We start from the raw sequence: 25,293 nt of genomic DNA on the forward strand, positions 1-25,293 counted from the left end.
GGATGAGCGGTTAATCCATCTGGTTTCTCAACGATTTCCGCCGCCACCGGACGTTGCCAATGCCACAAGTTGCACTATTGTCTGTCCGGCACGCGAAAACCTGATGGTGGTTATGCCGGTAGTAACTCGACATCTCATTGACCGGGGTGACGGAGCCACGGTTGAGCTTTTTCAAGCTCAAGCCGCAAGCGAAGCGCCCGCAGGAGCAATCCTATTTGTCCACGGCAATCAGGGTGGCCGTCTGCTTGGAGGGATAGAGGCGGTCGACAGCGGCGCGTTGCTTCGGTTCTGTTCTCGTTTGAATATCACTGCTGCGGCAGTCTCGCAGCCCGGTTTTGGGGCGTCAGACGGCCCTCCAGATTTCTGCGGCCCCAAAACCCAGCAAGCGATCATCGCTGCTCTCGCCTTCCTGCGGGGCCAGCCTTCCGTCGATCCAAATCGAATTGTTCTCAATGGAAACAGTCGTGGTGCCGTTGCATCGGCCATGGTCGCCACCCAGGTTCCTGATCTGCGAGCAGTCATTCTATCCAGCGGCGTCTACGATCTTGAAGCCGCCTATCACGAGAGTTCAGACGGTTTGCGGTGGGCTATCGAGAAAGAGGCGGGCCTATCGAGAGAGGCCTTTCTGGCTCGCTCTGCATTGCATTATGCGCCCGAAGTTCGGTCTGAGACGCTGTTGCTGCATGGAAAGCATGACGACCGTGCTCCTGTTGCCCAAGCCGAACTATTCTCAAAAGCTCTGTCCAATGCCGGAGTCCTGGCGACGCTTCACGTCTTTGAGTGTGGACATCAAATTCCAAGGAACCACATGCAGGGAGCTCTCAGGCCCTTCCTGCAAAGGGTGTTCAATCCCGTCGTGACGTACCACTAGGGCAGCGTAACAGCTTCGGGAAAGTGACGAAAACCTAAAAGAGATTAAGCCCAAACCCGCCTCTTGAAGGAGGAGAAAAATGAAACGCAACGAGATGGAGGTGAGCGGTGGCTGCCAGTGCGGTGCCGTGCGCTACCACGCAACCGCTATGTTTGACAATTCGCATCTCTGCCATTGCCGCATGTGCCAGAAAGCCTCGGGCAACATCTTTGCCGCGCTCGTCGCCGCGCCCGATGATGCGCTTACCTGGACACGCGGCAAGCCGAGCGTCTGGAAGAGCTCGGAGCTTGTCGAGCGCGGCTTCTGCGCCAATTGCGGCACGCCATTGTTCTTCCACCACCTCGAAAACGGTCGCACCAACCTGATGATCGGTTCGCTTGACGATCCGCACGCCTTCTCGCCGCTTGCCAATACCTGCACCGAGAACATGGTTGGATGGTTTGATACGATCACGGGCATAGAAAATACCGGTGCGACCGAAAACAACGGCGCCGACTGGGCCGCGGCGATCAAGGAGAGCAACAACCAGCACCCCGATCACGATACCACTTCATGGGCGGCGAGGGGTGTGATGGCTGAGCCCTATTCGGCAGTTGCCAGTGCGGCGCTGTCCGTTGCCGCTATTCCGAAAGGCCGTCGCGCCGGAAACCAGCGATAGCAACGGCCTACGTTCAAGAGGTGCACGGACAGCCGCCGGGCAGCCCGGCGGCCTGCAGCCGCGCTGTACTATTCCGCCGCAATCCGTGTGACTCCGTTTGCCTGGACGATCTTTTCCAATAGCGCGAGCTCTTCCTGGGAAAGATCCGTCAGAGGTGGGCGCACGGGGCCGGGATTCTGCCCGAGGACGCGAAGGCCGGCCTTGATGATGGAGACGGCATATCCCTTCTTGCGGTTGCGCAAGGCGACGAAGGGGAAGAAGAAGCTCTTCAGGATCTCGTCGACGGTTGCCTGGTCGCCGGTGCGCAAGGCGCCGTAAAAGCGCTGGGCAAGCGCGGGCACGAAGTTGAAGACGGCCGATGAATAGGTGGTCACGCCAGCTGCAAAATAGGCCTGGGCATAAACCTCGTGGGTCGGCATGCCGCCGACATAGACGAGACGGTCGCCGAGCAGGGTGGTGATCTCGATCACCTTGTCGACATCGCCGACGCCGTCCTTGAAGCCGATCAGGTTCGGGCATTCCTCCGCCAGGCGCGCGATGCTGTCGGCGGTCAGGACGGCGTTGTCCCGGTTATAGACGATGACGCCGATTCCGACCGATTGGCAGACCGCCTTGACGTGGGCGATGAGACCCGCCTGTTCGGCAAATATCAGATAGGGCGGCAGCAGCAGCAGCCCGTCGGCGCCGGCCTTCTCGGCCGCGACTGCGATCTCGATGGCGAGCGAGGTGCCGTAGCCGGTTCCCGAAATGATCGGCGTCTTGCCCGCCGACGCCTTGGCTGCCCGGATCACCTGCGGAATCTCGGCCGGATTGAGAGAGAAGAACTCCCCGGTACCGCCGGCTGCAAACAGCGCAGCAGCGTCATAACCGGAAAGCCACTCGACATGACGGCGGTACTTGGCTTCGTCGAATTTGAGGTGATCGTCGAAATGGGTCACCGGAAACGACAGGAGGCCACTACCGACGGCCTTCTTCAATTCAATCGGGTTCATCATGAAGTCCTATTTCTTAGGTGTTGAAAACCGGCTCACTCGCTCTCGAGCACTTGCAGAAGTGCCGCGATATAGCCGTAGCAGAAGGCAAATGCGGTGGCGGTTGGATCCTTGCCGCTGACGGTCGGCACATGGTCGGGCATCAGCATGTATTTGAAGCCCACCTCCTTGTAGATCCTGGCCGAGCGGACCATGTCCATGTCGCCTTCTTCAGGGAAGGTTTCCATGAAGGACAGCTTGCCGCCGCGAATATTGCGGAAATGAACATTGAAGATCTTGCCGCGCTGGCCGAACCAGCGGATGACATCGTCGATTTCCTCGCCGGGATTTTCCAGCATCTCGCCGATCGAACCCTGGCAGAAATTGAGGCCGTGATAGGGGTTTTCGCGCATCAGCACGAATTTCTTCAGGCCTTCCACCGTACCCAGCACCCGCGTGACGCCGCGATAACCCGGCGGCGTATAGGGATCGTGCGGATGGCAGGCGAGCCGGACGCGGTTGCTTGCAGCAACGGGAACGACGCGTTCCAGGAAATAGTCGATCCGCTCCCAGTTTTCGTCTTCCGAAAGCACGCCGGCAAGGCCGGGCTCGGCCTGCTGGTCCGTCTTGTCCCATCGGAAGCTCGCATTCAGCGATCCGCCGCGTCCCGGCTCATCCGGCGTACGGGGAATGCCGATCAGGTTGAGATTGTACTTCACCGCAGGAATGCCGGCGGCGGCGGCATTCTCGATCAGTTTGCAGACGGCATCGATCTGTCTGTCGCGCTCGGGGCCGGCAAGCAGGATATCGGGATAGGACGCCTTCTCGATCGGCTGCGAGGGCAGGGGCAACTGGATCATGTCGAGGATCAGGCCGAAGCTTTCGACCTTGTCGCGATGGCGCTCGAGATCGGACAGCGTCCAGTTGCTCGGCTTTCCCGGCGGGTCGGCGTTGATATGCTTCACACCCAGTTGCGCGAAGATACGATAATCGTCGTCATCCCGCGCTGCGACCTGTGTTCCCAGATACATTTGAGTCTCTTTCGAAATTACACAATGTCATATGACATAATATGAATTTTGAAGGGTGTCGAGCCCTATTGCTGCTCGGCGAGCATGCGGTAGCGGCGTTGGCTGGCCAGCATATGGGCGCGCATCGCCTGGCGGGCGCGTTCGGGATCCTGATCGGCGATTGCCGAGAGGATCTCGACATGTTCGGCATAAACCTTCTGAAGATAGTCGCGGTCGTTGGCTTCCGGCAGCGTCGGAAACTGGCCGCGGGGGATGGCTCTGGGGCCGAAATGGCGTAGGACATCGACATAGAATCGATTGTTCGTGGCGGCAGCAATCGCCATGTGAAAGGCGTAATCCGCTTCCACCGTTTGCTGTCCGGTTTCGATCAGGTGCGCCATTCTGCGGTTGGCGTCGCGGATTGCTGCCTCTTGCTCGGCCGTGCGGCGATAAGCAGCAATTGCCGCCGCTTCACCCTCGGCCGCCATGCGAAACTCCAGCAATTCCAGGGTTTCTGGAATGCTTTTGATCTCCACCGGCGTTAGCGACAGGACCGAATGCGCCTTCGGATCCGCGACAAAGACGCCTTTGCCCTGGATCGGCTTGACGAAGCCAGCCGACCTCAGATCCGCAATCGCCTCGCGCACCACGGTGCGGCTGACGCCGAATGTCGCTTCAAGCTGCGGCTCGGTCGGCAGCTGGTCGCCGACGCGCAGCTTTCCCGTCTCGATTTGCGCCCGCAGCTGATCGATAACCTGTTGCGCCAGTCTTTGCCGGCCCCGGCTGAGTGTCGTCATTTCGGCTTCCCCAATCCCTTCCCACCAAGTCTCTGCCGCCCGGGTCTTGTCAATCCTATCAGACTTCGTTAAATCATAATACGACATACTGGCGACATAATATGTTTCCTATAGTAATCCAGGGAGGAGTGACAATGAAGCATTTTTCTAAGAGCTTGTTCGTCGGTGCCGTCATCGGCGCCCTGACGATCGCTGCACCGCAGATGCAGGCCGCCACGCCGCAGGACCAGCTGGTGGTCGGCACTTCGCTCGCGCAGGTTCTGTCGCTCGATCCGCAGCAGGCGACCGAAGGCAAGGCGGTCGAGATCATGTCGAATCTGTACGATCGGCTGGTCGCCAGTACGGCTGATGGTAAGATCCTTCCGCAGCTGGCGGAAAGCTGGAAGGTGGACGACAAGGGCATCACCTTTACGCTGCGCAAGGCCAATTTCGCCTCCGGCAACCCGGTCACCTCGAAGGATGTCGTCTACTCGCTGGCGCGGCTCCTGAAGATGGACCAGGCCGCCGCCGCCAACCTCAAGCGCGTCGGCTACGACAAGGACAATGTCGAAAAGCTCGTCAAGGCCGTCGACGACCAGACGGTGCGGATTGATCTCTCCGACCAGGTGACGGCGGAGCTTCTGCTCTACCGGCTGACGACGACCACCACCAGCGTGGTCGACAGCGTCGAGGTCGAGAGCCATGCCGTCGACAACGACTACGGAAATGCCTGGATGCGAACGCATTCTGCCGGCTCCGGTCCGTTCACCCTCAATCGCTGGTCTCCGAACGAACTGGTGATCCTCGACGCCAACAAGGACTATATGGCCGGCGTGCCGAAGATGCGCCGCGTCATCGTCCGGCATGTGCCTGAAAGCCAGGTCGAGCGGCTGATGCTCGAACGCGGCGATATCGATATTGCCAGCGCCTTGACCGCCTCGGATCTCGCGACGTTCCAGAACAAGAAGGGCTTTGCCATCCAGCGTATTCCGACGGGTGGTTTCTACGTTCTGTCGATGAATGCCGGCAACAAATACCTCGCCAATCCGAAGGTTCGCGAAGCCATCGCCTACGGCATCGACTACAAGGGCATCGAAAAGACGATCATGGGCCCTTACGGCCGGGCGAGAAACGTTCCCGTTCCGGAGAATTTCGAGTACGCCATCCCCAACCCCGATTGGCATCTCGATGTCGAAAAGTCCAAGCAGCTGCTGAGCGAGGCAGGCTTCAAGGACGGCTTTTCGCTGACGCTGAAGACCATCGCGCAAACGCCGCGCATCGATCTGGCCACCGCCATCCAGGCATCGCTTGCTCAAATTGGCATCAAGATCGACATCCAGCAGGGCAACGGTTCGGAAATCATCGCCGCCCATCGCGCCAGGGATTTCGATCTGCTGATCCCGCAGACCAGCGCCTATATGCCGAACGTGCTTGGCTCGATGGAGCAGTTTTCCTCCAATCCGGACAACTCGAAGGAAGCCAACAATGCCGGCAATTTCGTCTGGCGCTCGGCCTGGGACATCCCGGAACTCACGGCCCTGACGGCCAAGGCGTCGATGGAGCCGGACGCCAAGAAACGTGGCGAACTCTATGTTCAGATGCAGAAGATGTTCGTCGAACAGAAGCCGGCGGTGCTTCCGCTCTTCGAGCGCTTTGAGCCGATCGTCCTCAATAGCAAGGTCGAGGGATATGTGGGGCATCCGTCTCAGCTGACGCGTCTCGAGAACGTGACCAAAGTCGAAACCCAGTAATACTCCCAGGACAGCCGATCATGAAGGAACTCTCCGTAGCCGAATTTGGCCGACGCCTGGCGCATTTGCTGGTCAGCCTGTTCATCCTCTTATGTGTGACCTTCGTGATCGGCCGCGTCTTGCCCACCGATCCGGTCGGCGCAATCGTCGGCGAGCTCGCCGATCCCGCTGCCTATGCGGCGATGCGGGCGCGCCTGGGGCTCGATCTGCCGATCTATCAGCAGTTTTTCCTCTATCTGAATGGCTTGGCGCATGGTGATTTCGGCACGGCCGTCCTCACCGGTAATCCCGTCTCTTCGGATCTTGCCCAGGCGTTTCCGGCGACATTCGAACTGGCAACGCTGGCGGTGATCATTTCGACCTTCGTCGGTGTCCCGCTGGGGCTGGTCGCAGCACTCTTTCGCGACAGCTTCATCGACAAGACGGCGCGCGTGGTCGCGCTCGTCGGTCATTCGATCCCGGTTTTCTGGTTCGGCATCGTCGGCCTCGTCATCTTCTACGCCGGCCTCAATTGGGTCGGTGGGCCGGGTCGGATCGATGTCTTTTACGAAGGCCTCGTCACGCCGCAAACCGGGCTGTTGTTGATCGACAGCCTGCTGCAGGGCGAGACGGAAGTCTTCTGGAATGCGCTCGGCCATATCATTCTGCCAGCCGTCATCCTTGCCTATGCGGCGATGGCCTACATCACCCGCATGACGCGCAGCTTCACCCTGGAGCAGTTGAGCCAGGATTATGTCATCGCGGCCCGAGCCAAGGGTGTGAGCCCGCTCGGCACGATCTGGCGCCATGTGCTACCGAACATTGCGGTGCAGCTGATCACCATTCTCGCCATTTCCTATGGCGGTCTGCTCGAAGGCGCTGTCGTGACCGAGATCGTTTTCTCCTGGCCGGGCATTGGCCAGTACATGACCAACGCGCTGATGATCGGCGACATGAACGCCATCGTCGCCGGCACCATCATTGTGGGATTCATTTTCATGTTGTTGAACTTCCTGGCCGACGTCGCTTACGCCGTCTTTGATCCGCGCATGCGGGAGGCCGCCCGATGAGCGATGTTATCCGCAGCGAAATTCAGATCCGCCCTCCAAGTATGTCGACCCGTGTCGCGGCGTCGTTTGCGCGCGCCGGCCGCAAATTGGCGGCCGAGCCGCTTGGTCTTGGAGGGTTTGTCATCCTCGGTCTGCTTTGCTTGATCGCGATCTTCGCGCCGCTGCTGGCGCCTTACGATCCGGCGATACAGGCGCTTGGCGATGCGTTGCAGCCGCCGAGCCTCGCGCACTTGGCAGGCACGGACGAATTCGGCCGCGACATCTTGAGCCGGCTCATCTTCGGCACGCGCATCACCATCCAGACCGTGCTGTCGATCTCGTCGATCGTTGGGCCGATCGGCCTGTTGATCGGCGTTGTCGCCGGCTTCTTCGGCGGGCGCACCGATGCGCTGCTGATGCGCGCCACCGATATCGTTCTGTCGTTCCCGTCACTGATCCTGGCTCTGGCTTTTGCTGCGGCACTCGGCGCCGGATTGACTACCGCAATCATCGCGATCTCGCTGACCGCATGGCCGCCGATTGCCAGACTCGCGCGCGCCGAGGCGCTTGTCGTCAGAAACGCCGATTATGTGGTCGCCGCCCGCCTTTATGGCGCCTCGCCGATGCGCATTCTTCTCCTCTATATCGCCCCGATGTGCGTCCCGTCCGTCATCGTTCGCCTGACGCTCAACATGGCGGGTATCATTCTGACGGCCGCTTCGCTTGGCTTTCTCGGGCTTGGCGCCCAGCCGCCGGCGCCGGAATGGGGCGCGATGATCTCCAGCGGCCGCAAGTTCATGCTCGATTATTGGTGGGTTGCCGTGATGCCGGGTATCGCCATCCTCCTCACCAGCCTTGCCTTCAACATCGCCGGAGATGCTCTGCGCGACATTCTGGATCCTCGCCATGCAAGATCGTGATCTGCAGCCCGTTCTTTCCGTCGAAGGTTTGAGCGTCCGTTTCGGCCGAGGCGCCGTGCCCGCCGTCTCCAATGTCAGTTTCGACGTCGGGCGCGAACGCGTCGGGATCGTCGGAGAATCCGGTTCCGGCAAATCGACGACCGGTCGCGCCATCATGCGCCTTCTGCCGCCGGCCGCGGTGGTCTCGGCCGAACGCCTGGATCTCGCCGGCAGTTCGTTGCCTGCAAAGAGCGAGCGTCAGATGGGAGCGCTTCGCGGCAAGGACGTCGCGCTGATCATGCAGGATCCGCGCTATTCGCTGAATCCGGTGCTCTCGATCGGCAAGCAGATCGCCGAAGCCGCCCGCCTTCACCTCGGTCTTCACAAGAAACAGGCGCATGAGGCTGCCCGCGCCATGCTGGAGCGCGTGCGCATCAGCGATCCGGATCGGGTCATGGCGCTTTATCCGCATCAGATCTCGGGCGGCATGGGCCAGCGCGTGATGATCGCCATGATGCTGCTGGCGCGGCCGAAGCTTGTCATCGCCGACGAGCCGACCTCGGCGCTTGATGTCAGCGTCCGCAAGGACGTGCTGCTGTTGCTCGATGAACTGGTCCGCGAGAACAATTCCGGGCTGCTGTTGATCAGCCATGACATACGCATGGTGGCAGCCTTTTGCGAGCGCATCATCGTCATGTATGCCGGCCGGATCGTGGAAACGCTGACCAGTCTCGAGGACGCCAGTCATCCCTATACCCGTGGGCTGATCGCTGCGCTGCCCGACCCGAGGAATCCGGTTCGCCGGCTCGCGGTCCTCGACAGGACGAAACTCGATCTGGAGATGGCGCAATGATCAATGTGCGTGACCTTGATGTCGTCTTTGCCTCCGGCAAATCAAGCAACCATGTCGTCAAGGGCATCAGTTTTCAGGTCGGCCAGGGGGAGACGCTCGGCATTGTCGGTGAATCAGGATGCGGCAAATCGACGGTGCTGCGTTGCCTCGCCGGCATGGAGGCCGGTTGGACCGGTCACATCGAGCTTGGCGGCAAACCGATCGGCAAGAAGCGCTCCCGCGAGGAGCTGAAATTTGCCCAGATGGTGTTTCAGGACCCTTACGGATCCCTGCATCCGCGCCATCGTATCGGCACCGCCCTGGCGGAACCGCTGCGCGCGATGGGCCATTCCGAGATCTGGTCGAAGGTCGAAAAGGCACTGATCCAGGTCGGTTTGCCGGCGAGCTTCGCAAACCGTTTTCCGCACGAGCTTTCCGGCGGCCAGCGGCAGCGGGTGGCAATCGCCCGGGCCCTGATCCTGTCGCCGCCCATCCTGTTGCTCGACGAGCCGACCTCGGCGCTCGATGTCTCGGTCCAGGCCGAAATCCTCAACCTGCTGGCCGACCAACGCGAGGAAAAGGGCCTGACCTATCTGCTTGTCAGCCACGACCTCGCGGTCATTACTCATATGTGCGACCGGGTGCTGATCATGAAGAACGGTTGCTTCGTCGACGAACTCACCAGGGAGGATCTGCAGGCCGGTATCACCCACGATGCCTATGCGCGCGAGCTGTTTGAGGCGAGTTTTATGGAGGCTTGATGTCCTCGATCGCGGTGGCGTGGAATTGCCCGGTTTGCGCTAATGGTTGCCCCTCACCCTAACCCTCTCCCCGTAAACGGGGCGAGGGGACGTGCCACACGAGAGGTGGAGGGAGAGGAACGGAGAGGTTGCGGCGGGGGTCCCTTCGCCCCGCGAGCGGGGAGAAGGTGGCGGCAGCCGGATGAGGGGCGGTCTCTGCGATCTCTTGGCCGAGATATCGCGTGTCCTCAGCGACCTTCCGTTACGACAGGTACATGCCTGACCGCTGCAACGCTGCCCCTTTCGACAAGATGGCAGGCAAGCTCGACTCGCCGCCGCGGGACGGCAAGGCCGAGCATCATGTCGCGCAGCAGATCGAGCGCGGTGGCGCCGAGTTCGCGCATCGGAATATGCACCGTCGATAGCGGCGGATTGAGAAAGGCCGACTGTGGCAGGTCGTCTATGCCCATCACCGAGATGTCCTGCGGCACGGCATAACCCATCGACTGCAGTCCGCGCACCGCGCCGTTGGCCAGACTGTCGCCAGCCGTCAGGATGGCGGTGAAGGAGAGGCCTTTCTCGCGGATAAGACGGGTGACGGCTTCGGCGCCGAGTTCCGGCAACCAGTCGTCGACCTCGAGCACCAGATCGGCATCGGCCGTCAGCCCATGATGCTGCATGGCATCGCGCCAGCCTTCCAGGCGCCGCTCGATCGTCCGCCGACCCGGCCTCAGCATGAACAGGATGCGTTGATGTCCCGCCTTGATCAGCCGCTCGGCGGCGATGAAGGCGGCCGAGCGGTTGCAGGGCGTAACACTCGAAAGCCGCATATAGGGATCGTCGCTGTTGACCAGCACGACGGGCTTTCCGAGATCGGCGGCCGCCGCCAGCATGTCCTCTTCATCGACGGTCAGGATCAGCATGCCGCCAAAACTCGGATCATCACGCATCTCGGCGACGACGCGGGCTTCATCCCCCTTGTCGGCGACCGAGCGCATCGCCAGTTCGATGCCGAGGGCGGCTGCGCGCGCATTCAACCCTTCGAGCACATAGAGCGTAAACTGGTTGCGGACATAGTCGATCATCGCTGCGCCGGAGGCGACGAGCATGACCTTCTTGCCGGCAACGCTCGCCGGCAGGGCGTAGCTGACCGCACTTGCCGTTTCCAGCACCAGCTTGCGGATCTCCGGCCTGACGCCCTTTTCGCCGGCCAGCGCACGAGACACCGTGCTGATCGAGACGCCGCATCTGGCAGCAATGTCGTCGAGGCGTGTCCGCCTGCCTTTTTTCTCTTCCGCCGCCATGTCGTCTCCTCGCTCCCAGCTACTATGCAAAAATCTTTCAGATTGCGCAAATGGAATGCCTATGCACAATTGTCCTTGAGGAGTCCGCGACAAGCGGCAGAGCAGGGAGGCTTTGAAATGTGGCTAGACGGCCAGTCCAAGCGTCGGTGTTTTACCCGGCGTTCCAAGGCTTGAGCGGGCTGAAGCATGACCGCTGAGCAGCAATCCCATCTCCGCCGTTCAGCGGCGAAGGCCAGCCCGATCGTCTACTGGCAGCTCGCCCATCTGTGGCAGCAGCGCTACGACGTCGCCGATCGTCCGATGGAAGGCAGCATGGATCCGTTCTTCTTCGTCACCAAGACGAAGAATTTCATCCCGCATGAATATCCCTGCCGCACCGAATTCAAAAAATCCTTCTCCGGCCGACGGCCGCAGCCGACTGCCGAATTCGGGGCCGTCCGCTGGTGGCTTCCTTTTGCCTCCCCGCGCGTCGATCTTTCCGGCTTCTGGTTTCGCCCGACACGCATCGGCTGCTGGGCGCGCACCTTCCTCGATGCCCGCTCGGCGGGGTCTGCCACGCTTCGCCTGTCGACCTGCGGCGGCGCGATCCTCTTCGTCAATGGCCGCGAGCAGGGCTTCATGGCGCCTTATGAGCGCAATCTCGAAGCCCAGCAGCTCTTCGAGGTCGATCTGGTCGCCGGCCTCAACGAGATCCGCGTCTATTTCGACGATCTCGCCGAGCGCGACGCCCGTTTCTATTTCCAGCTGGATTATGTCGAGGGGCCGGAAGTTGAAACTGCCCTGCCTGTTCCCGTTGCCGCCGGTAATGCGGATGCGCTGGAGGCGATCCTCGAAGGCATGCGCTTCGACCGCACCGCCTATCTCGGCGAAGACGTGACCATCCTTTTCCCCGCGCCGCTGCCGGTGGCGCTAAGCAGCCATGTCGAGATCGAAGGCGACTTCATGTCGATCGAGCGGTTCGATTATGATTTCGAACTGGAAGCGGGAGCAACGAAACTGGCGCTCGGAACCTCGGCTGATATGCCCGCCGATTTCCGCCATTTCCGCATCACCTTCACAACAGGCGCGCTTTCGCTCAGTCGCACGCTCGGCGTCGAGATCTGTCATCCCGAGCGCCAGGGGGAGGCACCCGCCGCCCTTGAGGACCGCGTCGCCGAGGCGCTGGCCGAGGTTGCCGCCCATTCCGAACCCGATACGGTCTGTGCTTTCGCCCGTCTTGCGCTGGGGCAGGGCGGCGAGGAAACCGAGGCGATGATCTCGGCCATGCTGCCGGTCATCGAGGATTGTCACGACTGCGCCGATTTCGTGCTGGTGCCGCTGCTCTTTGCCTATACGCGCTGGAGCGATCTGCTATCACCGGCGCTGCGCGACAGGATCGAGCACGCCGTCCTCAATTACCGCTACTGGATGGATGAGCCCGGCAACGACGTTCAGTGGTATTTCTCGGAAAACCACGCGCTTCTCTTCCATACCGCCGCCTATCTCGGCGGCAGGCTGTTCCCCGATGCCGTTTTCGTCCGCTCCGGCCGCACCGGCACCGAGCAGATGCGGGTCGGCGAAGAGCGTGTCCGCGCCTGGCTCGATCATTTCGAGCGCTGGGAAATGGCCGAGTGGAATTCCGTTCCCTATTTCCCGATCGATCTCAAGGGGCTGACGGCGCTTGCCGCCTGCGCGCCGGATGAGGAGATCCGCAGCCGGGCGAGTGCCAGCATCGTCCGCCTGATGGAGATCGTTGCCCGCTCGGCCCATCACGGCATGCTGACCGGCAGCCAGGGCCGTTCCTACGAACATACGCTGCGCCCCGGCCGATCGGTCGAACTCTCCGCCATCGCCCGACTGCTCTGGGGTCGCGGCTGGTACGGCCGGCGTGTCCACGCTTTGCCGCAGCTGGCCGTCTGCATTCGCGATCATGGCCTGCGTTTTCCAGAAGCGCTGGCCGAAATCGCCGCGCACCAGTCGGACGATGCGCAGGAATGGACCTTTTCCCAGGGCGAGAACCGTTTCGCCGCCCTCTATCACTACAAGACCCGTGACACCGCACTCGGCACGATCGCCCATTATCGTCCCGGCGCTTGGGGTTATCAGGAAACCGTGCTGCACCTGCGTCTGGGCAGCCGGCCGGAAGCGCAGATCTGGATCAACCATCCCGGCGAAACCATCCAGTTCGGTTATGGCCGGCCGAGCTTCTGGGGTGGCTGTGGAACGCTGCCGCGCGTGCATCAGTATCGCGATCTGGCGATCCTCGATTTCGATATCCATGAGGGCCAGCCGGATTTCACCCATGCCTGGTACCCGCTCGAGGCCTTCGACGACACGGTGGTCGACGGCAATCTGGCGCTCGCCCGTTCGGGCGACGGCATTGCGATGCTGATCGGCAACGGTGCGCTGGAGCCGGTAAAGCAAGGGCCGACGACGGATATCGAGCTGCGCCTGGCCGGCCGCAAGGGCCGCTGGATCGTCCGTCTCTCCGATCTCGGGCGCGAGGCTGATCTTGACGGCATGCAGGCGCGTTTCGCCACGCTTTCGGCCCGGCGCGACGACGAGGGCGCCTTGATCGTCGACGATCCGGATTATGGCCCGGTCGTCTTCGAAGAGAACGGCACCGTGCGCGCCGAAGGCCGCATTCTTCGCCCGACGGACTGGTCGGTGCGGGGAGACGCGGTACATCTGAAGATACCGGGCAGGCAGCCTCGGCGCGCGGCCTCGTAGACGACGTGTCCGGCAGGTGGAGGACCGGCCGGACACAGGAATTCATCGGTCAAGAGGAGGAGAAAATGACCAGAATGAAATCGATCGGCGCGGCTTTTGCTGCAGTTCTCTTGAGTTCCGTTGCCGCCCATGCCGGCGACGTGCGCATCATGTGGTATTCCGACGGCGGCGAAGGCGAGGTGATCAAGGATCTGCTGTCGCGCTTCTCGAAGGCCAACCCCGACGTCAATGTCATCCTCGACGAAGTCTCCTACAATGTCGTCAAGGAACAGCTGCCGGTGCAGCTTGAAGCCGGGCAGGGGCCGGATATCGCCCGTGTCACCAACCTGAAGGCGCCGGCGCAGCACTGGCTCGATCTGCGCCCCTACCTCAGCGACGCGAAATATTGGGACGATAATTTCGGCGCCCAAGCTGACTGGATGCGACCCGATGGCTCAAATGCCATTACCGGCTTCATGACGCAGCTGACGCTGACCGGGGGCTTCGCCAACAAGACACTGTTCGAGCAGGCCGGCGTCGAAATTCCCGGACCGAAGGCCACCTGGGACGACTGGGCGGCAGCAGCCAAGAAGGTCGCCGACAGCCAGAAGGTCTTCGCCATGGCGATCGACCGCTCCGGCCACCGCGTCTCCGGCCCGAACATCTCCTACGGCGCCAACTACATCGCCGCCGACGGCAAGCCCGCGCCGCTCGATCAGGGCGCCAAGGACTTCCTCAGCCGCTTCGTCAAGTGGAACGAGGAGGGCACCATCAACAAGGACGTCTGGGTGAGTGCTGCCGGCTCAACCTACCGCTCTGCTGCCGAGGACTTCATCAATGGTGGCCTCGCCTATCTTTATTCCGGCAGCTGGCAGGTTTCGGGCTTCGCCCAGAAGATCGGCGATAATTTCGACTGGGTCGTGACGGGAAGCCCCTGCGGCCCGGTGGCATGCTCCGGCATGCAGGGTGGTGCGGGTCTGGTGGCCGTCAAGTACACGAAGAACCCGAAAGATGTCGCCAAGGTGATGGATTACCTGGCAAGCGCCGATGTGCAGAAGGAATTTGCCGAGCGCAGCCTGTTCATCCCGGCGCACAAAGGCGTCGCCTCCGGCCAGCTGGACTTCAAGACCGACAATCCGCATGTGCAGGCGGCGCTGAAGGCCTTCGTGGAAGCGGCCGGACAGACGGCGGCACCGGCCATGAAGCTGCCGGGCTGGAAGTGGTCGGATGCCTATTACAGCGCCATCGTCGCACGCATCAGCCAGGTGATCGCCGGTGAAATGAAGCTCGACGACGCCTATGCCCGCATCGACGAAGACATCAAGGCCAAGGTCGCCGGCAACTGACGGAAAAGCAGATGACGGCGAAGACGGTTTCTTCCGAATCACCGGTGAAAACCGGTCTACAGCAGGCACTCTCGGCGCCTGTTCGGCTGGTCTTGGGGCTCATCGACATTCCCATGCGCGCCTGGCAGAAGCTGACGGGGCTGAATGGCATGGCGGGCGTCTTTTTGGCGCCCAACATGCTGATCTTTTCTGTTTTCGTGCTCTTGCCGCTGGTCATCAACTTCATCTATTCGACGACGAGCGGCAGCGCCATCTTCCTGCCGAACAGGACCTATGTCGGCGCCGACCATTACCGCATTCTCTTCGATTGCCGCTCGTATCTCGATCCCTCGACCTGCGCGGCCGACACTTTCTGGGCGGCCGTGCGCAACACCGCCGTCTTCGTCGTTTTCCAGGTGACAGCGATGCTGATTGCGGCGCTCGCCACCGCTTTGATTCTCAACCGCGAGCTTTCCAATCGCGGCTTCTGGCGCGCCGTCTTCTTCTTCCCGGTGCTGCTGTCGCCCGTCGTCGTCGGCCTGATCTGGAAATGGATCCTGCAGCGCGAGGGCCTATTGAACTATGCGTTGAGCCCCTTCGGCTTCGAACCCTTCTCCTGGCTCAGCGATCGTTTCTGGGCGTTCTTCTTCGCCGTCTTCGTCTCGGTCTGGGCGCATATGGGTTTTTATGCGCTGATCCTGCTTGCCGGCCTGCAGGCAATCCCGCGGGACCTCTACGAAGCGGCGGCAATGGATAAGGCGAGCCCCACCCGCATCTTCCGGCGGATCACCCTGCCGCTGCTGATGCCGAACCTCATCGTCGTCCTGGTGCTGGCGCTGATCCGCGCCGTGCAGATCTTCGACGAGGTCTTCGTGTTGACCGGCGGCGGGCCGGGCACCAGCACCATGTACATCACGCAATATATCTACGAGACCGGCTTTGCGAGTTCGCTGCGCAATCCGGGACTGGCTTCTGCCGCCTCGATCCTGATGGGCATTGTGCTCGTCATCCTGACGCTGGTTCAGCTCAGCGTCAGTAGCCGCAACGAGAAGAAGGGAGCACGCCAATGAGCGCTGTCTCTGCATTTCTGCTCCGCCGCCGCGGCCGAGGCTGGCATTGGACCGATGTCGTCACCTGGATCTGGCTAGTCTCAGGTGTCTTCCTGATGTTCGGCCCGGCCGTCTGGCTGGTCTTCTCTTCCTTCAAGACGCCGGCCGCCCTTGCCGAGTTCCCGCCGTCCTTCCTGCCCTACGTCACCGAACAGGCGGTGGTGCCGGGCTACGACAAGCCGTTGCCGCTCTATAATGTCGCAATGCCGGATGGCAGCACGCGTGTGTTCGCCGAAGTGCGCCGCATCGGCATCATGGGGCAGATGGTCGATCCGAAACAGCCGGGTGAAATCGTCAAGGTCAACATCAAGGACCGCACGCCAGTCCGTGAGGTCGAATTCGCCGGCGGCAACTACACCGAACCTTTCCAGCGCTTCGATTTCTTCCTGTTCCTGCGCAACTCCGTCTTCGTCACCGTCATGGCGACGGCGATTACGCTGCTCGTCAATTCCATGGCCGCCTTCGCGCTGTCGAAATACCAGTTCCCCGGCCGCACCGCCGTCATGCTGATGATCCTGGCGACGCTGATGGTGCCACTCTCGGTCATCGTCGTACCGCTCTATTCCGTCATCGGCACGCTGAACCTCTTCGACAGCCTCTGGGGCGTCATCCTGCCGACAGTCGCCACCCCGACGGGCGTCTTCCTGCTCAGGCAATACATGCTGACCATCCCCGACGAATTGCTCGACGCTGCGCGCATGGACAAGGCCAGCGAATGGCAGATCTACTGGCGCATCATCCTGCCGCTGTCGGCGCCGGCTCTCGCCGTGCTGGCGATCTTCTCGGTGGTCTGGCGCTGGAACGACTTCCTCTGGCCGCTGATCGTGCTCTCGCGCAAGGAACTCTATACGCTGCAGGTCGGCCTCAATGTCTATGCCGGCGAACTCAACGTGCAATGGCACTATATCCTCGCCATGACCGTCGTCTCGATGATCCCGGTCGTGCTGATTTTCGTCTTCCTGCAGCGCTTCATCACCACCGGCATTGCCGGCTCGGGGCTCAAATAGGCCAGCTATAATTTGAAAGAGGCCAGCTTCCATATGAAACAGGAGAATGCATGAGCGGGCTCGAGCTCAGGAACATCGTCAAGAATTTCGGCGCCGTCGAGGTCATTCGCGATGTCTCGCTTCAGGTCAACGACGGCGAGTTCGTCGCTTTCGTCGGCCCCTCCGGTTGCGGGAAATCGACGCTGCTGCGCCTGATCGCCGGCCTCGACAAGCCCACAGGTGGCAGCATCGCCATCGACGGCAAGGATGTTACCGCTATCAGCGCCGCCGATCGCGGCTTGGCCATGGTCTTCCAGTCCTATGCCCTCTATCCGCATATGAGTGTCCGGGAAAATCTTGCCTTCGGTCTGGAGAATACCAAGGTGGCCAAGGCCGAGATCGAAGCGCGTATTACCGACGCCGCGCGCATGCTGGAGATCGAGCCTTTCCTGCAGCGCCGCCCGGGCCAGCTCTCCGGCGGCCAGCGCCAGCGCGTCGCCATCGGCCGTGCCATCGTGCGGCGGCCGGATGCCTTCCTGCTCGACGAGCCGTTGTCCAATCTCGACGCCGAACTCAGGGTCAGCATGCGCGCTGAGCTGGCCGCCCTTCACGCCCGCCTGAAGGCGACGATGATCTACGTCACCCATGATCAGGTCGAGGCAATGACGCTGGCCGACCGCATCGTCGTGTTGAGAAGCGGCAAGATCGAGCAGGTAGGAACACCGCTGGAACTGTACAATAGGCCGGCCAACCGCTTCGTCGCCGGCTTCATCGGCGCGCCGCACATGAATTTCCTCGAAGGCGCGGTTGTCGGTCACGAGGACGGTTTGGCCGAGGTCGAAACCGTCGGCGGCCATCGACTTTCCGTCATTGCCAAGGAGGCACGCCCGGCGGGCGAAAGGGTCAGCATCGGCATCCGCCCGCAGCATATCACCCTTGCCGATGCGGCCTCAGCAAGCAGGCTGGATACAAGCGTCACTCTTGTCGAGGAACTGGGCTCGGAGACCGTCGTCCACGCCGACGCAGGCGGGAAAAAGTTGATTGCGGTCTTTGCCGGCCAGCAGCGGATGAAATCGGGCGACAGCCTGCCGCTGCATCTCGACCCCGAGGTACTCCACCTCTTCGGCGAGGACGGCAGGCGTTTATCCTAAAGCATGGCGCGCAAAAGTGTGCAGCGGTTATGCGATAACGACATGCGTGGAACAATGAGCCGGACAAACAAAGGCCCGCGCCGCAGCGCGGGCCGAATTTCATATCAGCACAACGTTATTGGCTGTTCTTATGGCTTTGTTGACCAGCCTTTACATGCTGCTCATGGCTGCCGCCGCGGGTTCCGCTGGACTGCGCGTCGCGGCCGCTTGAAGAGGCGCTGCGGGTATTGGAGTCATTCTTGTGACTCTGCTGTCCAGCCTTGACGTGCTGTTCGTGGGTTCCACCTTGGTTTGCCATTTGGTTTCTCCTTGGATTTTGAACTGAGGCCACGTCGACCTCGGGTGGACAACCTCGCTCTGGTACATGCGTTCCGCATTTTAACATTTCGTGATCGCAGCTCGAGCCGAGGAGCGAGGACGCAGGCCGGGCGGGCAGGGAGCTCGCCTGCCATTTCGTTGGCCATCGGGAGAAAGCGGAAAAATCCCGATGTTCTCCAGCACCGCCGCGTCCGCTTGGCGCGGCCCGCAACCTCGATTTGAAAATGCGCATATCGGCGAAAAGGTTCCAGGAAAACAACCGCATCCACCCGCGCCGGAAGCTTCGATGCGGCTCGCCGGCTCTTTTCAAATCGACAGCTCGCTCTACCTTAAAAGGGACGTGACGAAAGGAGAAAACCATGACCGACGCACCGAATACGGCGACCCCGGCGCGCAGAGTGTTGCGTGGCCGCCCCTACAGCATCGGCGAATTTGCCAGGAAATACCGGTTGGATGACAAGGAGGCAAGGCGCCTCTACGACAAGTTCGGCCCGTCGGCTACCGAACTCGACCTGTTGATGGCGGCAAAGCGGCGCCCGCCGGGCCTGCCGACCAATCTCGACGCCTGACGGTCCGACATGAAGATCCGAACCGGAAGCTGCCTTTGCGGGGCGGTGGCCTACAGGGTGGAAGGCGAACCGCTTCGCACGGGCCTTTGCCACTGCGCCGATTGCCGCAAATCGAGCGGCTCCGCCTTCACCTTCTTCGCGGTCTGGCCGCGCCAGGCTTTCTCCCACAGCGGCGGGGTCGCCACTTTCTCCGGCCGCAGCTTCTGCCCCGTCTGCGGCAGCAGGCTTTTCTGCCTTAGGGATGACGAGGCGGAAGTCCGTCTGGGCTCGCTTGACAGCCCGCCGACGGATCTTGCGCCTGGCTATGAAGTCTGGATCAAGCGGCGCGAACTGTGGCTGCATCCCTTGCCCGGCGCGGGGCAATTTGCCGAGGATGCGAACTGACGGGCGCTAAAGCGCGTCGCCATCGAGATCAAACGCACCGAAACTTGACTTTCCTTACCAATATTTCATTTCACCCATCTGCAATTCCGTGCCAGTTCGGCGGCAACGCTAATCGCCGGTTCATCTGCGCTATGATTATTTCGCCGCAGAGGCCGCAAGCGGTCACTGACGGATCGAGGACGACATGAACAAAATCGTAAGCGGCAGCGAGACCGGAGCAAAGACAGGCGCAGCGTCCGATCTCGCAGCGGTCCTTGCCGCATCGGGACGGCAAGGCAAGCGCAGCCGCTGGCGCGAACGCCTGATCATCCTGCTGATCCTCATCGCTGCCGCAGCAGTTGCTGCCTATTTCTATGTGGGCCGCGGGCAAAGCGAAGTGAACTATGCTACTCAGCCGGCAAGACGCGGCGATCTGACGGTGCTTGTCACCGCCACCGGTTCCGTGCAGCCGACCGAGCAGGTGGATATATCGAGCGAGCTGTCCGGCACGGTCCGCGACGTCAACGTCGACTACAACAGCACGGTCAAGTCAGGCGAAGTGCTCGCCCTTCTCGATACGAACAAGCTCGAGGCAGATGTGAAGAGCTCGCGCGCCAAGCTCAATTCGGCCAAGGCGAACGTCGTCAAGGCCGATGCCGATATGCAATCGGCAAGCACCTCGCTCGAGCGGTTGAAGAGCCTGGTCAGGAGCAACGTCTCCACCCAGCAGAGCCTCGATGATGCCAGCTACAAATATGATTCCGCCGTCGCCGCCAAACAGATCAACGAGGCCGAGGTCCTCGCCTCGGAGGCCGACCTGCAGCTTGCCGAAGTCAATCTCGCCAAGGCGAAGATCATCTCGCCGATCGACGGCGTCATCCTCACCCGCTCCGTCAATCCGGGCGCCACGGTCGCAGCCTCGCTTTCGGCACCGATCCTTTTCACCATCGCCGGCGACCTGAAGAAGATGGAACTGCAGGTGGATGTCGACGAGGCCGATGTCGGCCAGATCGCCGTCGGCCAGAAGGCGAAGTTCACCGTCGACGCCTATCCCGATCGGACATTTCCCGCCGAGATCGAGCAGATCCGCTTCGCCTCCGAAGTGGTCAACAATGTCGTGACCTATAAGGCGGTCCTGTCGGTCGACAATGCCGACCTGCTGCTGCGTCCCGGCATGACGGCGACGGCAGACGTCACCGTCGAGGCTGTCAAGGATACTCTGATGGTGCCGAACGCCGCGCTACGCTATGCGCCTGCGCAGGCGGAAAGGCGCGGCCGCGGCATTTTCGGTATCTTCGGCCCGCCGCGCCAGCGGAACAACAATGCCGGTTCGGCGCTGACGGGCACGCAGCGCCGCGTCTGGGTGCTGCGCAACGGCCGCCCGGTGCCTGTTGTCATCCAGGTCGGCTCATCCGACGGCCAGTTCACTCAGGTCGTCTCCGGCGACATCAAGCAAGACGACGCTTTGGTGATCGACGCCACGGCGCGTGCGAACTAGGCGGAGAAACGGATGGCAAGCCCGCCGCTCATCGAATTCAGACAGGTCTCGAAAGTCTATGGCGAGGGCGAGGCGGCGATCCGCGCGCTCGACCACGTCGATCTCGCGATCAACGCCCATGAATTCGTCGCGATCATGGGCCCATCAGGCTCCGGCAAGTCGACGGCGATGAACATTCTCGGCTGTCTCGACGTGCCGAGCGCCGGCGACTATATCTTCGAGGGCATTCCGACCAGCGGCTTCGACCGCAGCCAGTTGACGCTGCTGCGCCGCTACATGCTCGGCTTCGTCTTCCAAGGCTTCAACCTCCTGTCGCGCACCTCGGCCGTCGAGAATGTCGAACTGCCGCTGATCTATCGCGGCATGGCGGTGCGCGAGCGGCGCGAAAGGGCCCGCGAAGCCCTGGCGCTGGTCGGGCTGTCCGGTCGCGAACATCACAAGACGCAGGAGCTGTCAGGCGGCCAGCAGCAGCGCGTCGCCATTGCCCGCGCCATCGTCACCGAGCCGGCGCTACTCTTGGCCGATGAGCCCACCGGCAATCTCGACACGAAAACCAGCGTCGAAATCATGGATCTGATGACACGGCTGAACCGCGAGCAAGGCATCACCATCGTCATGGTCACCCACGAGCCCGATATTGCCGCTTATGCGCAGCGGCTGTTGCGCTTCGTCGACGGCAAGCTGGAGACTGAGGTCGAGCATCGGAGGAGGGCGGATCATGTTCTTTGAGACGCTGAAGCTGGCGCTGCGGGCCATCAGCCGCAACATGCTGCGCTCGTTCCTGACTGTGCTCGGCGTCGTCATCGGCGTTGCCGCCGTCATCGCGCTGGTGACGATCGGCAACGGCACGACCGCGCAAGTCTCGACCGAGCTGTCGCGACTCGGCACCAACATGCTGTTCGTCCGTCCCGGCCAGTTCGGCCCCGGCCGGGCGAGTTCCGAGGCCAAGCGCTTCAGCATCAAGGACGTCGCGGCGATCAGCGACCAGATCACCGGCCTCAGGGCCGTGGCGCCGCTCAACCAGTCCACCGCGACCGTGATTTTCGGCGGTCAAAATCATTCCACAAGCGTCTCCGGCACCACCAATGATTATTTCATCGCGCAGGACTGGAACCTGGCGCTCGGACGCAATTTCACCCCTGCCGAGGAACGCGGCCAGGCGCGCTGCATCATCGGCGAGACGGTGCGCTCGCAGCTCTTCGGCAGCGCCGATCCCACAGGCCAGCAGATCCGCGTCGGCAAGGTCTCGTGCCCCGTCATCGGCGTGCTTGCCAAGCGCGGCCAGTCCGGCATGGGCAACGACCAGGACGATGTCGTCATCATGCCGGTCAAGGTGTTCCAGCGGCGCATCAGCGGTAACAGCAACGTGCCGCAGATCATCATCTCGGCGCGCGACGGCGTCTCCACAGCCAAGGTGCAGTCCGATGTCGAAAATCTCCTGCGCGAACGCCGCAAGATCGTGCCCGGCCGCCAAGACGATTTCAACGTCAACGACATGACCCAGATCGCCGAGGCGATGACCGGCACGACGACGCTGCTGACCGGCCTGCTCGGCGCCGTCGCTGCGATCAGCCTGCTCGTCGGCGGTATCGGCATCATGAACATCATGCTGGTCTCCGTCACCGAGCGCACCCGCGAGATCGGCATCCGCCTGGCGATCGGCGCGCTCGAAAACCAGGTGCTCACCCAGTTCCTGGTCGAGGCGGTGGCACTGTCGCTGTTCGGCGGGGTCACGGGCATCGTGCTGGGCTTGAGCCTCGGCTTCGGCGCTGTGACGCTGCTGAAAGTGCCCTTCGTCTTCAGCCCCCTGATGGTCGCCGTCGCGTTCCTCTTCTCCGCGGCGATCGGCATGATCTTCGGCTATTTCCCGGCGAGAAGGGCAGCGCAGTTGAACCCCATCGAGGCGCTGCGGCACGAGTAAGAGACGCCGCAAGCGCTATAGCGCTGCGAGGGCGCGTGCCATGCGCCCGAGCGCTTCCTTGAGGACTGAGCGCGGACAACCGACGTTTAGGCGGATGAATCCTTCTCCACCCGGCCCATAGACGCGCCCATCGTAGAGGTTGACCCCGGCCCGTTCGACGAAGAATCGATGGATTCCTTCCACCTTTTCGTCCAACTCTCGCGCGTCGAGCCAGACCAGATATGACGCGTCGGGTCGCATCGGTGTGATACCCGGAAGATTGTTGCCCGCTACGCACGAGACGAGATCGACGTTCTCGCGAACATAAGGTGTAAGGCTGTCGAGCCATTGATCGCCCGAGCTATATGCGACTTCAAGAGCCAGCCGTCCGAAATAATGAGCGTTCAGCATGAACGATGCTTGCATGACCTGGAACAGCTCCTCGCGACGTTTCCGGTCAGCGACGGAAACTGTAGCCGCAGGTACACCGGCCAAATTAAATGTCTTGGTCGGTGCTGTGCAGATGAAGGATTTTGCCGCCGCGGCGTCACCGAGAGAGGAGAATACGATATGAGGACGATCGCTTAGTCGAATGTCGCAGTGAATGTCGTCGGAGATGACCAGGATGCCGTAGTGCTCACATATGGCGTCAAGGCTCTTCAGCTCCTCACGTGTCCAGGCCTTTCCGGCAGGGTTGTGCGGATTGCACAATAAAAACGCGCGGGCGCCGTTCGCAGCTTGCCGTTCGAAATCCTCCAGATCGAGCTCGTAGGCACCGTTCGCAAGTCTCAGGCGGTTGATCAGGAGCTTCCTGCCATTCTCGCGGACGACTTGGAAATATGGAGAATAGACTGGTGCCTGGACGATGACGCCGTCACCAGCTTGGGTAAAGGTCCGCAAGATAGCTGCGACGGAGGGCATGATTGCCGGAGCAGGAAGCAGCGTCTCGACATCCACATTCCAGCCGTGGCGGCGCTTGAACCAGGACTTTATGATTTCGTAATGGTGCGGATCGCGCTTGGTATAGCCATAGATGCCGTGATCAACGGCCTCGCGCAGGCGTGCAATCACCGGTTCCGGCGCACGAAAATCCATGTCGGCCGTCCAGAGCGATATCAATCCGTCGCCCTGGACGCGGGGAGAGAATTCGTCCCACTGATTGGCCCATTTCGCCGAACCGAATTGGCTGCGGTCATGAATAACGTCAAAATTCGTCTCCTCGGCGCCCAGTTTCCTGGTCGCCGGTGCATGGGACTGTGTCATCGTTTGAGTCCTAGTATTTGTGTGCGCAAGCCGCGCATTGAAAGAGCGGGACAATCACCTCAGGATTTGTCGCAGGAACTGCCCGGCGGCGGCTGTGATGTCGCCAGCGGCGTTTACTTCGGATTGTTCAACATCCGCACTTCCTATGATTTGTGAGCGCGCGCGAGATGACTTTCCACGGACATGGAATAGCGAGACATCCCGAAACAGAAGATCCAGTAGATAACCGCCGCAAAAAGATAACCGGTTGACGAGATAGTCGGTCCCGCCCAGTTCGGATCGATACGGGCGGTTTCGACTGCTCGCAGAAAGTCTGCTATGCCGACGATCGCGACGAGCGTCGTGTCCTTGAAAAGTCCAATGAACGTCGAAACAATGCCGGGAATGACGATCGCGAGCGCTTGAGGCAGGATGACGAGCCTCATGCTCGTGAAGTACCCGACGCCCAGGGCCTGAGCCCCTTCATATTGGCCGTTGGGGATAGCCTGCAGCCCGGCACGAATTACTTCCGCCATGTAAGCCGCCGAGAAGAGGGCAGTGCCAATCATTGGGCGCAAAAGTCTATCGGGCGTTAGTGCCTCAGGCACAAACAGAGGCATCATGAAGTTCGCCATGAAGAGCACGGTGATAAAGGGTACGCCTCGGACAATCTCGATATAGAAGACACAGACGGCCTTGACGATTGGAAGCTCAGAACGTCTGCCGAGTGCGAGGATGATCCCAAGCGGCAGCGAAAACACGATCCCTACAACGGACATCAAGAGCGTGATCATCATTCCGCCCCATAGCGTTGTGTCTATGACCGGCAGACCAATCGTTTCCACACCACGAAGCAGCGCAAACGCCACAATGGGATAAATTCCGAAGAACAGCAGTGCTGCGATGTTGCGACATGGGGCGCTCCGCCATAGGAGCCACCCGACCAAGGCAGCACCAATCAGCTGCGTTACGTCGACCCGCCAGCGCTCGGTTGCCGGATATGCGCCGTACCGTAGATAGTTCAGTTTAGCGGCGACAAACGACCAGCATGCGCCGTCTGGATTGGCACGGCAGGTTTCGCTGTCACCGCTCCACACGGCATTTATCAAGGCAAAGCTCAGGAATTGCCAAACGAGCCAAACCGCCAGCCCGGTGAAACACACGGTTAAAAGGCATGAGAAGGGACTGGAGAACAGGTTCTTCTGTGCCCAAGTCATAGTGCCGGGCTGGATTCCGGGCGGCGGAGCGACAGCAGGAATGTATTCATATCGATATGCAGCCGGCACATGAAGAGTTTCATTCAT

General features: G+C 61.3%; 24 protein-coding genes. 17 read left to right on the forward strand and 7 right to left on the reverse strand.

Going from position 1 to position 25,293, the window contains the following annotated elements; all coding sequences use genetic code 11:
* Window positions 1–103: 103 nt before the first annotated feature.
* Entirely contained in the window at window positions 104–871 is a 768-nt protein-coding gene (locus tag ACIPSK_RS03575) for an alpha/beta hydrolase family protein (protein WP_162118653.1), read from the forward strand.
* A 79-nt stretch (window positions 872–950) separates the two neighbouring features.
* Complete coding sequence (locus tag ACIPSK_RS03580; RefSeq protein ID WP_246709894.1) at window positions 951–1,529, forward strand: GFA family protein; 579 nt, start codon at window positions 951–953, stop codon at window positions 1,527–1,529.
* A 68-nt stretch (window positions 1,530–1,597) separates the two neighbouring features.
* Here the strand turns inward: ACIPSK_RS03580 and kdgD are convergent, their stop codons facing one another.
* The 3 genes from kdgD to ACIPSK_RS03595 form a co-directional block, all read right to left on the reverse strand.
* Window positions 1,598–2,524, reverse strand: a complete 927-nt coding sequence (gene kdgD, locus ACIPSK_RS03585; RefSeq protein WP_162118652.1) for a 5-dehydro-4-deoxyglucarate dehydratase — start codon at window positions 2,522–2,524, stop codon at window positions 1,598–1,600.
* A gap of 32 nt (window positions 2,525–2,556) precedes the next feature.
* The gene (locus ACIPSK_RS03590) at window positions 2,557–3,531 is read right to left on the reverse strand and encodes a mannonate dehydratase (protein ID WP_162118651.1); all 975 of its coding nucleotides are present in this window, start codon (window positions 3,529–3,531) and stop codon (window positions 2,557–2,559) included.
* Window positions 3,532–3,596: 65 nt separating this feature from the next.
* The gene (locus ACIPSK_RS03595; protein ID WP_162118650.1) at window positions 3,597–4,307 is read right to left on the reverse strand and encodes a FadR/GntR family transcriptional regulator; all 711 of its coding nucleotides are present in this window, start codon (window positions 4,305–4,307) and stop codon (window positions 3,597–3,599) included.
* A 134-nt stretch (window positions 4,308–4,441) separates the two neighbouring features.
* Here ACIPSK_RS03595 and ACIPSK_RS03600 point away from each other — a divergent pair, with 134 nt between their 5' ends.
* Genes ACIPSK_RS03600 through ACIPSK_RS03620 form a run of 5 tightly spaced genes read left to right on the forward strand, consistent with a single transcriptional unit; the run spans window position 4,442 to window position 9,557 of the window.
* Window positions 4,442–6,037: an ABC transporter substrate-binding protein gene (locus ACIPSK_RS03600; protein WP_162118649.1), complete on the forward strand. Its 1,596-nt coding sequence runs from the start codon at window positions 4,442–4,444 to the stop codon at window positions 6,035–6,037.
* 20 nt (window positions 6,038–6,057) lie between these two features.
* Complete coding sequence (locus ACIPSK_RS03605) at window positions 6,058–7,086, forward strand: ABC transporter permease (protein WP_162118648.1); 1,029 nt, start codon at window positions 6,058–6,060, stop codon at window positions 7,084–7,086.
* Window positions 7,083–7,985, forward strand: a complete 903-nt coding sequence (locus ACIPSK_RS03610) for an ABC transporter permease (RefSeq protein WP_162118647.1) — start codon at window positions 7,083–7,085, stop codon at window positions 7,983–7,985. The genes ACIPSK_RS03605 and ACIPSK_RS03610 overlap by 4 nt, the downstream gene beginning before the upstream one ends.
* Window positions 7,972–8,817, forward strand: a complete 846-nt coding sequence (locus ACIPSK_RS03615; RefSeq protein WP_162118646.1) for an ABC transporter ATP-binding protein — start codon at window positions 7,972–7,974, stop codon at window positions 8,815–8,817. The genes ACIPSK_RS03610 and ACIPSK_RS03615 overlap by 14 nt, the downstream gene beginning before the upstream one ends.
* Entirely contained in the window at window positions 8,814–9,557 is a 744-nt protein-coding gene (locus ACIPSK_RS03620; protein ID WP_162118645.1) for an ABC transporter ATP-binding protein, read from the forward strand. Before ACIPSK_RS03615 ends, ACIPSK_RS03620 begins: the two co-directional genes overlap by 4 nt.
* A gap of 227 nt (window positions 9,558–9,784) precedes the next feature.
* Here ACIPSK_RS03620 and ACIPSK_RS03625 read toward each other — a convergent pair whose 3' ends face one another.
* On the reverse strand, window positions 9,785–10,840 hold the full coding sequence (locus ACIPSK_RS03625; RefSeq protein WP_162118644.1) for a LacI family DNA-binding transcriptional regulator: 1,056 nt from the start codon (window positions 10,838–10,840) through the stop codon (window positions 9,785–9,787).
* Between the two features lie 186 nt (window positions 10,841–11,026).
* On the opposite strand from ACIPSK_RS03625, the gene ACIPSK_RS03630 reads away from it, so the two are divergent.
* The 5 genes from ACIPSK_RS03630 to ACIPSK_RS03650 all read left to right on the forward strand — a co-directional run bounded on the left by ACIPSK_RS03630 (window position 11,027) and on the right by ACIPSK_RS03650 (window position 18,099).
* On the forward strand, window positions 11,027–13,549 hold the full coding sequence (locus ACIPSK_RS03630; RefSeq protein WP_162118643.1) for a hypothetical protein: 2,523 nt from the start codon (window positions 11,027–11,029) through the stop codon (window positions 13,547–13,549).
* A gap of 65 nt (window positions 13,550–13,614) precedes the next feature.
* Window positions 13,615–14,874, forward strand: coding sequence for an ABC transporter substrate-binding protein (locus tag ACIPSK_RS03635; RefSeq protein WP_162118642.1), 1,260 nt, complete (start codon window positions 13,615–13,617; stop codon window positions 14,872–14,874).
* Between the two features lie 11 nt (window positions 14,875–14,885).
* Window positions 14,886–15,923 (forward strand): carbohydrate ABC transporter permease, encoded by a 1,038-nt coding sequence (locus ACIPSK_RS03640; protein WP_162118641.1) that lies wholly within the window; start codon window positions 14,886–14,888, stop codon window positions 15,921–15,923.
* A complete protein-coding gene (locus tag ACIPSK_RS03645; protein ID WP_162118640.1) occupies window positions 15,920–16,969 on the forward strand; it encodes a carbohydrate ABC transporter permease in 1,050 nt (349 codons plus the stop codon). The genes ACIPSK_RS03640 and ACIPSK_RS03645 overlap by 4 nt, the downstream gene beginning before the upstream one ends.
* A 50-nt stretch (window positions 16,970–17,019) precedes the next feature.
* Window positions 17,020–18,099, forward strand: coding sequence for an ABC transporter ATP-binding protein (locus ACIPSK_RS03650; protein ID WP_162118639.1), 1,080 nt, complete (start codon window positions 17,020–17,022; stop codon window positions 18,097–18,099).
* Window positions 18,100–18,214: 115 nt separating this feature from the next.
* Here ACIPSK_RS03650 and ACIPSK_RS03655 read toward each other — a convergent pair whose 3' ends face one another.
* Entirely contained in the window at window positions 18,215–18,397 is a 183-nt protein-coding gene (locus ACIPSK_RS03655; RefSeq protein ID WP_017964243.1) for a hypothetical protein, read from the reverse strand.
* A 379-nt stretch (window positions 18,398–18,776) separates the two neighbouring features.
* Between ACIPSK_RS03655 and ACIPSK_RS03660 the strand changes: the two genes are divergently transcribed.
* From ACIPSK_RS03660 to ACIPSK_RS03680, 5 genes are all read left to right on the forward strand, one after another.
* Window positions 18,777–18,986, forward strand: coding sequence for a hypothetical protein (locus ACIPSK_RS03660; protein WP_017964244.1), 210 nt, complete (start codon window positions 18,777–18,779; stop codon window positions 18,984–18,986).
* A gap of 9 nt (window positions 18,987–18,995) precedes the next feature.
* Window positions 18,996–19,370, forward strand: a complete 375-nt coding sequence (locus ACIPSK_RS03665; protein ID WP_162118638.1) for a GFA family protein — start codon at window positions 18,996–18,998, stop codon at window positions 19,368–19,370.
* Window positions 19,371–19,554: 184 nt separating this feature from the next.
* Window positions 19,555–20,847 carry an efflux RND transporter periplasmic adaptor subunit gene (locus ACIPSK_RS03670; protein ID WP_162118637.1) on the forward strand — a complete coding sequence of 431 codons (1,293 nt, stop codon included), beginning with the start codon at window positions 19,555–19,557 and terminating at the stop codon, window positions 20,845–20,847.
* Between the two features lie 12 nt (window positions 20,848–20,859).
* Window positions 20,860–21,576 (forward strand): ABC transporter ATP-binding protein, encoded by a 717-nt coding sequence (locus ACIPSK_RS03675; RefSeq protein ID WP_162118636.1) that lies wholly within the window; start codon window positions 20,860–20,862, stop codon window positions 21,574–21,576.
* The gene (locus tag ACIPSK_RS03680) at window positions 21,566–22,768 is read left to right on the forward strand and encodes an ABC transporter permease (protein WP_162118635.1); all 1,203 of its coding nucleotides are present in this window, start codon (window positions 21,566–21,568) and stop codon (window positions 22,766–22,768) included. The genes ACIPSK_RS03675 and ACIPSK_RS03680 overlap by 11 nt, the downstream gene beginning before the upstream one ends.
* A gap of 15 nt (window positions 22,769–22,783) precedes the next feature.
* Here ACIPSK_RS03680 and ACIPSK_RS03685 read toward each other — a convergent pair whose 3' ends face one another.
* Entirely contained in the window at window positions 22,784–24,010 is a 1,227-nt protein-coding gene (locus ACIPSK_RS03685) for a MalY/PatB family protein (RefSeq protein ID WP_246709896.1), read from the reverse strand.
* 143 nt (window positions 24,011–24,153) lie between these two features.
* Window positions 24,154–25,293 carry an amino acid ABC transporter permease gene (locus ACIPSK_RS03690; RefSeq protein ID WP_162118633.1) on the reverse strand — a complete coding sequence of 380 codons (1,140 nt, stop codon included), beginning with the start codon at window positions 25,291–25,293 and terminating at the stop codon, window positions 24,154–24,156.

The organism is Rhizobium sp. LARHSG275, assembly GCF_052871115.1.

What these genes read in the sequence shown, in the direction of transcription:
- ACIPSK_RS03580 (WP_246709894.1), top strand. Translation starts at nt 951, where the DNA reads ATGAAACGCAACGAGATGGAGGTGAGCGGTGGCTGCCAGTGCGGTGCC.
- ACIPSK_RS03625 (WP_162118644.1), bottom strand. Translation starts at nt 10,840, where the DNA reads ATGGCGGCGGAAGAGAAAAAAGGCAGGCGGACACGCCTCGACGACATT.
- ACIPSK_RS03615 (WP_162118646.1), top strand. Translation starts at nt 7,972, where the DNA reads ATGCAAGATCGTGATCTGCAGCCCGTTCTTTCCGTCGAAGGTTTGAGC.
- ACIPSK_RS03595 (WP_162118650.1), bottom strand. Translation starts at nt 4,307, where the DNA reads ATGACGACACTCAGCCGGGGCCGGCAAAGACTGGCGCAACAGGTTATC.
- ACIPSK_RS03690 (WP_162118633.1), bottom strand. Translation starts at nt 25,293, where the DNA reads ATGAATGAAACTCTTCATGTGCCGGCTGCATATCGATATGAATACATT.
- ACIPSK_RS03640 (WP_162118641.1), top strand. Translation starts at nt 14,886, where the DNA reads ATGACGGCGAAGACGGTTTCTTCCGAATCACCGGTGAAAACCGGTCTA.
- ACIPSK_RS03630 (WP_162118643.1), top strand. Translation starts at nt 11,027, where the DNA reads ATGACCGCTGAGCAGCAATCCCATCTCCGCCGTTCAGCGGCGAAGGCC.
- ACIPSK_RS03575 (WP_162118653.1), top strand. Translation starts at nt 104, where the DNA reads ATGGTGGTTATGCCGGTAGTAACTCGACATCTCATTGACCGGGGTGAC.
- ACIPSK_RS03670 (WP_162118637.1), top strand. Translation starts at nt 19,555, where the DNA reads ATGAACAAAATCGTAAGCGGCAGCGAGACCGGAGCAAAGACAGGCGCA.
- ACIPSK_RS03680 (WP_162118635.1), top strand. Translation starts at nt 21,566, where the DNA reads ATGTTCTTTGAGACGCTGAAGCTGGCGCTGCGGGCCATCAGCCGCAAC.
- ACIPSK_RS03650 (WP_162118639.1), top strand. Translation starts at nt 17,020, where the DNA reads ATGAGCGGGCTCGAGCTCAGGAACATCGTCAAGAATTTCGGCGCCGTC.
- ACIPSK_RS03665 (WP_162118638.1), top strand. Translation starts at nt 18,996, where the DNA reads ATGAAGATCCGAACCGGAAGCTGCCTTTGCGGGGCGGTGGCCTACAGG.
- ACIPSK_RS03610 (WP_162118647.1), top strand. Translation starts at nt 7,083, where the DNA reads ATGAGCGATGTTATCCGCAGCGAAATTCAGATCCGCCCTCCAAGTATG.
- kdgD (WP_162118652.1), bottom strand. Translation starts at nt 2,524, where the DNA reads ATGATGAACCCGATTGAATTGAAGAAGGCCGTCGGTAGTGGCCTCCTG.
- ACIPSK_RS03605 (WP_162118648.1), top strand. Translation starts at nt 6,058, where the DNA reads ATGAAGGAACTCTCCGTAGCCGAATTTGGCCGACGCCTGGCGCATTTG.
- ACIPSK_RS03675 (WP_162118636.1), top strand. Translation starts at nt 20,860, where the DNA reads ATGGCAAGCCCGCCGCTCATCGAATTCAGACAGGTCTCGAAAGTCTAT.
- ACIPSK_RS03660 (WP_017964244.1), top strand. Translation starts at nt 18,777, where the DNA reads ATGACCGACGCACCGAATACGGCGACCCCGGCGCGCAGAGTGTTGCGT.
- ACIPSK_RS03590 (WP_162118651.1), bottom strand. Translation starts at nt 3,531, where the DNA reads ATGTATCTGGGAACACAGGTCGCAGCGCGGGATGACGACGATTATCGT.
- ACIPSK_RS03635 (WP_162118642.1), top strand. Translation starts at nt 13,615, where the DNA reads ATGACCAGAATGAAATCGATCGGCGCGGCTTTTGCTGCAGTTCTCTTG.
- ACIPSK_RS03685 (WP_246709896.1), bottom strand. Translation starts at nt 24,010, where the DNA reads ATGACACAGTCCCATGCACCGGCGACCAGGAAACTGGGCGCCGAGGAG.
- ACIPSK_RS03620 (WP_162118645.1), top strand. Translation starts at nt 8,814, where the DNA reads ATGATCAATGTGCGTGACCTTGATGTCGTCTTTGCCTCCGGCAAATCA.
- ACIPSK_RS03645 (WP_162118640.1), top strand. Translation starts at nt 15,920, where the DNA reads ATGAGCGCTGTCTCTGCATTTCTGCTCCGCCGCCGCGGCCGAGGCTGG.
- ACIPSK_RS03600 (WP_162118649.1), top strand. Translation starts at nt 4,442, where the DNA reads ATGAAGCATTTTTCTAAGAGCTTGTTCGTCGGTGCCGTCATCGGCGCC.
- ACIPSK_RS03655 (WP_017964243.1), bottom strand. Translation starts at nt 18,397, where the DNA reads ATGGCAAACCAAGGTGGAACCCACGAACAGCACGTCAAGGCTGGACAG.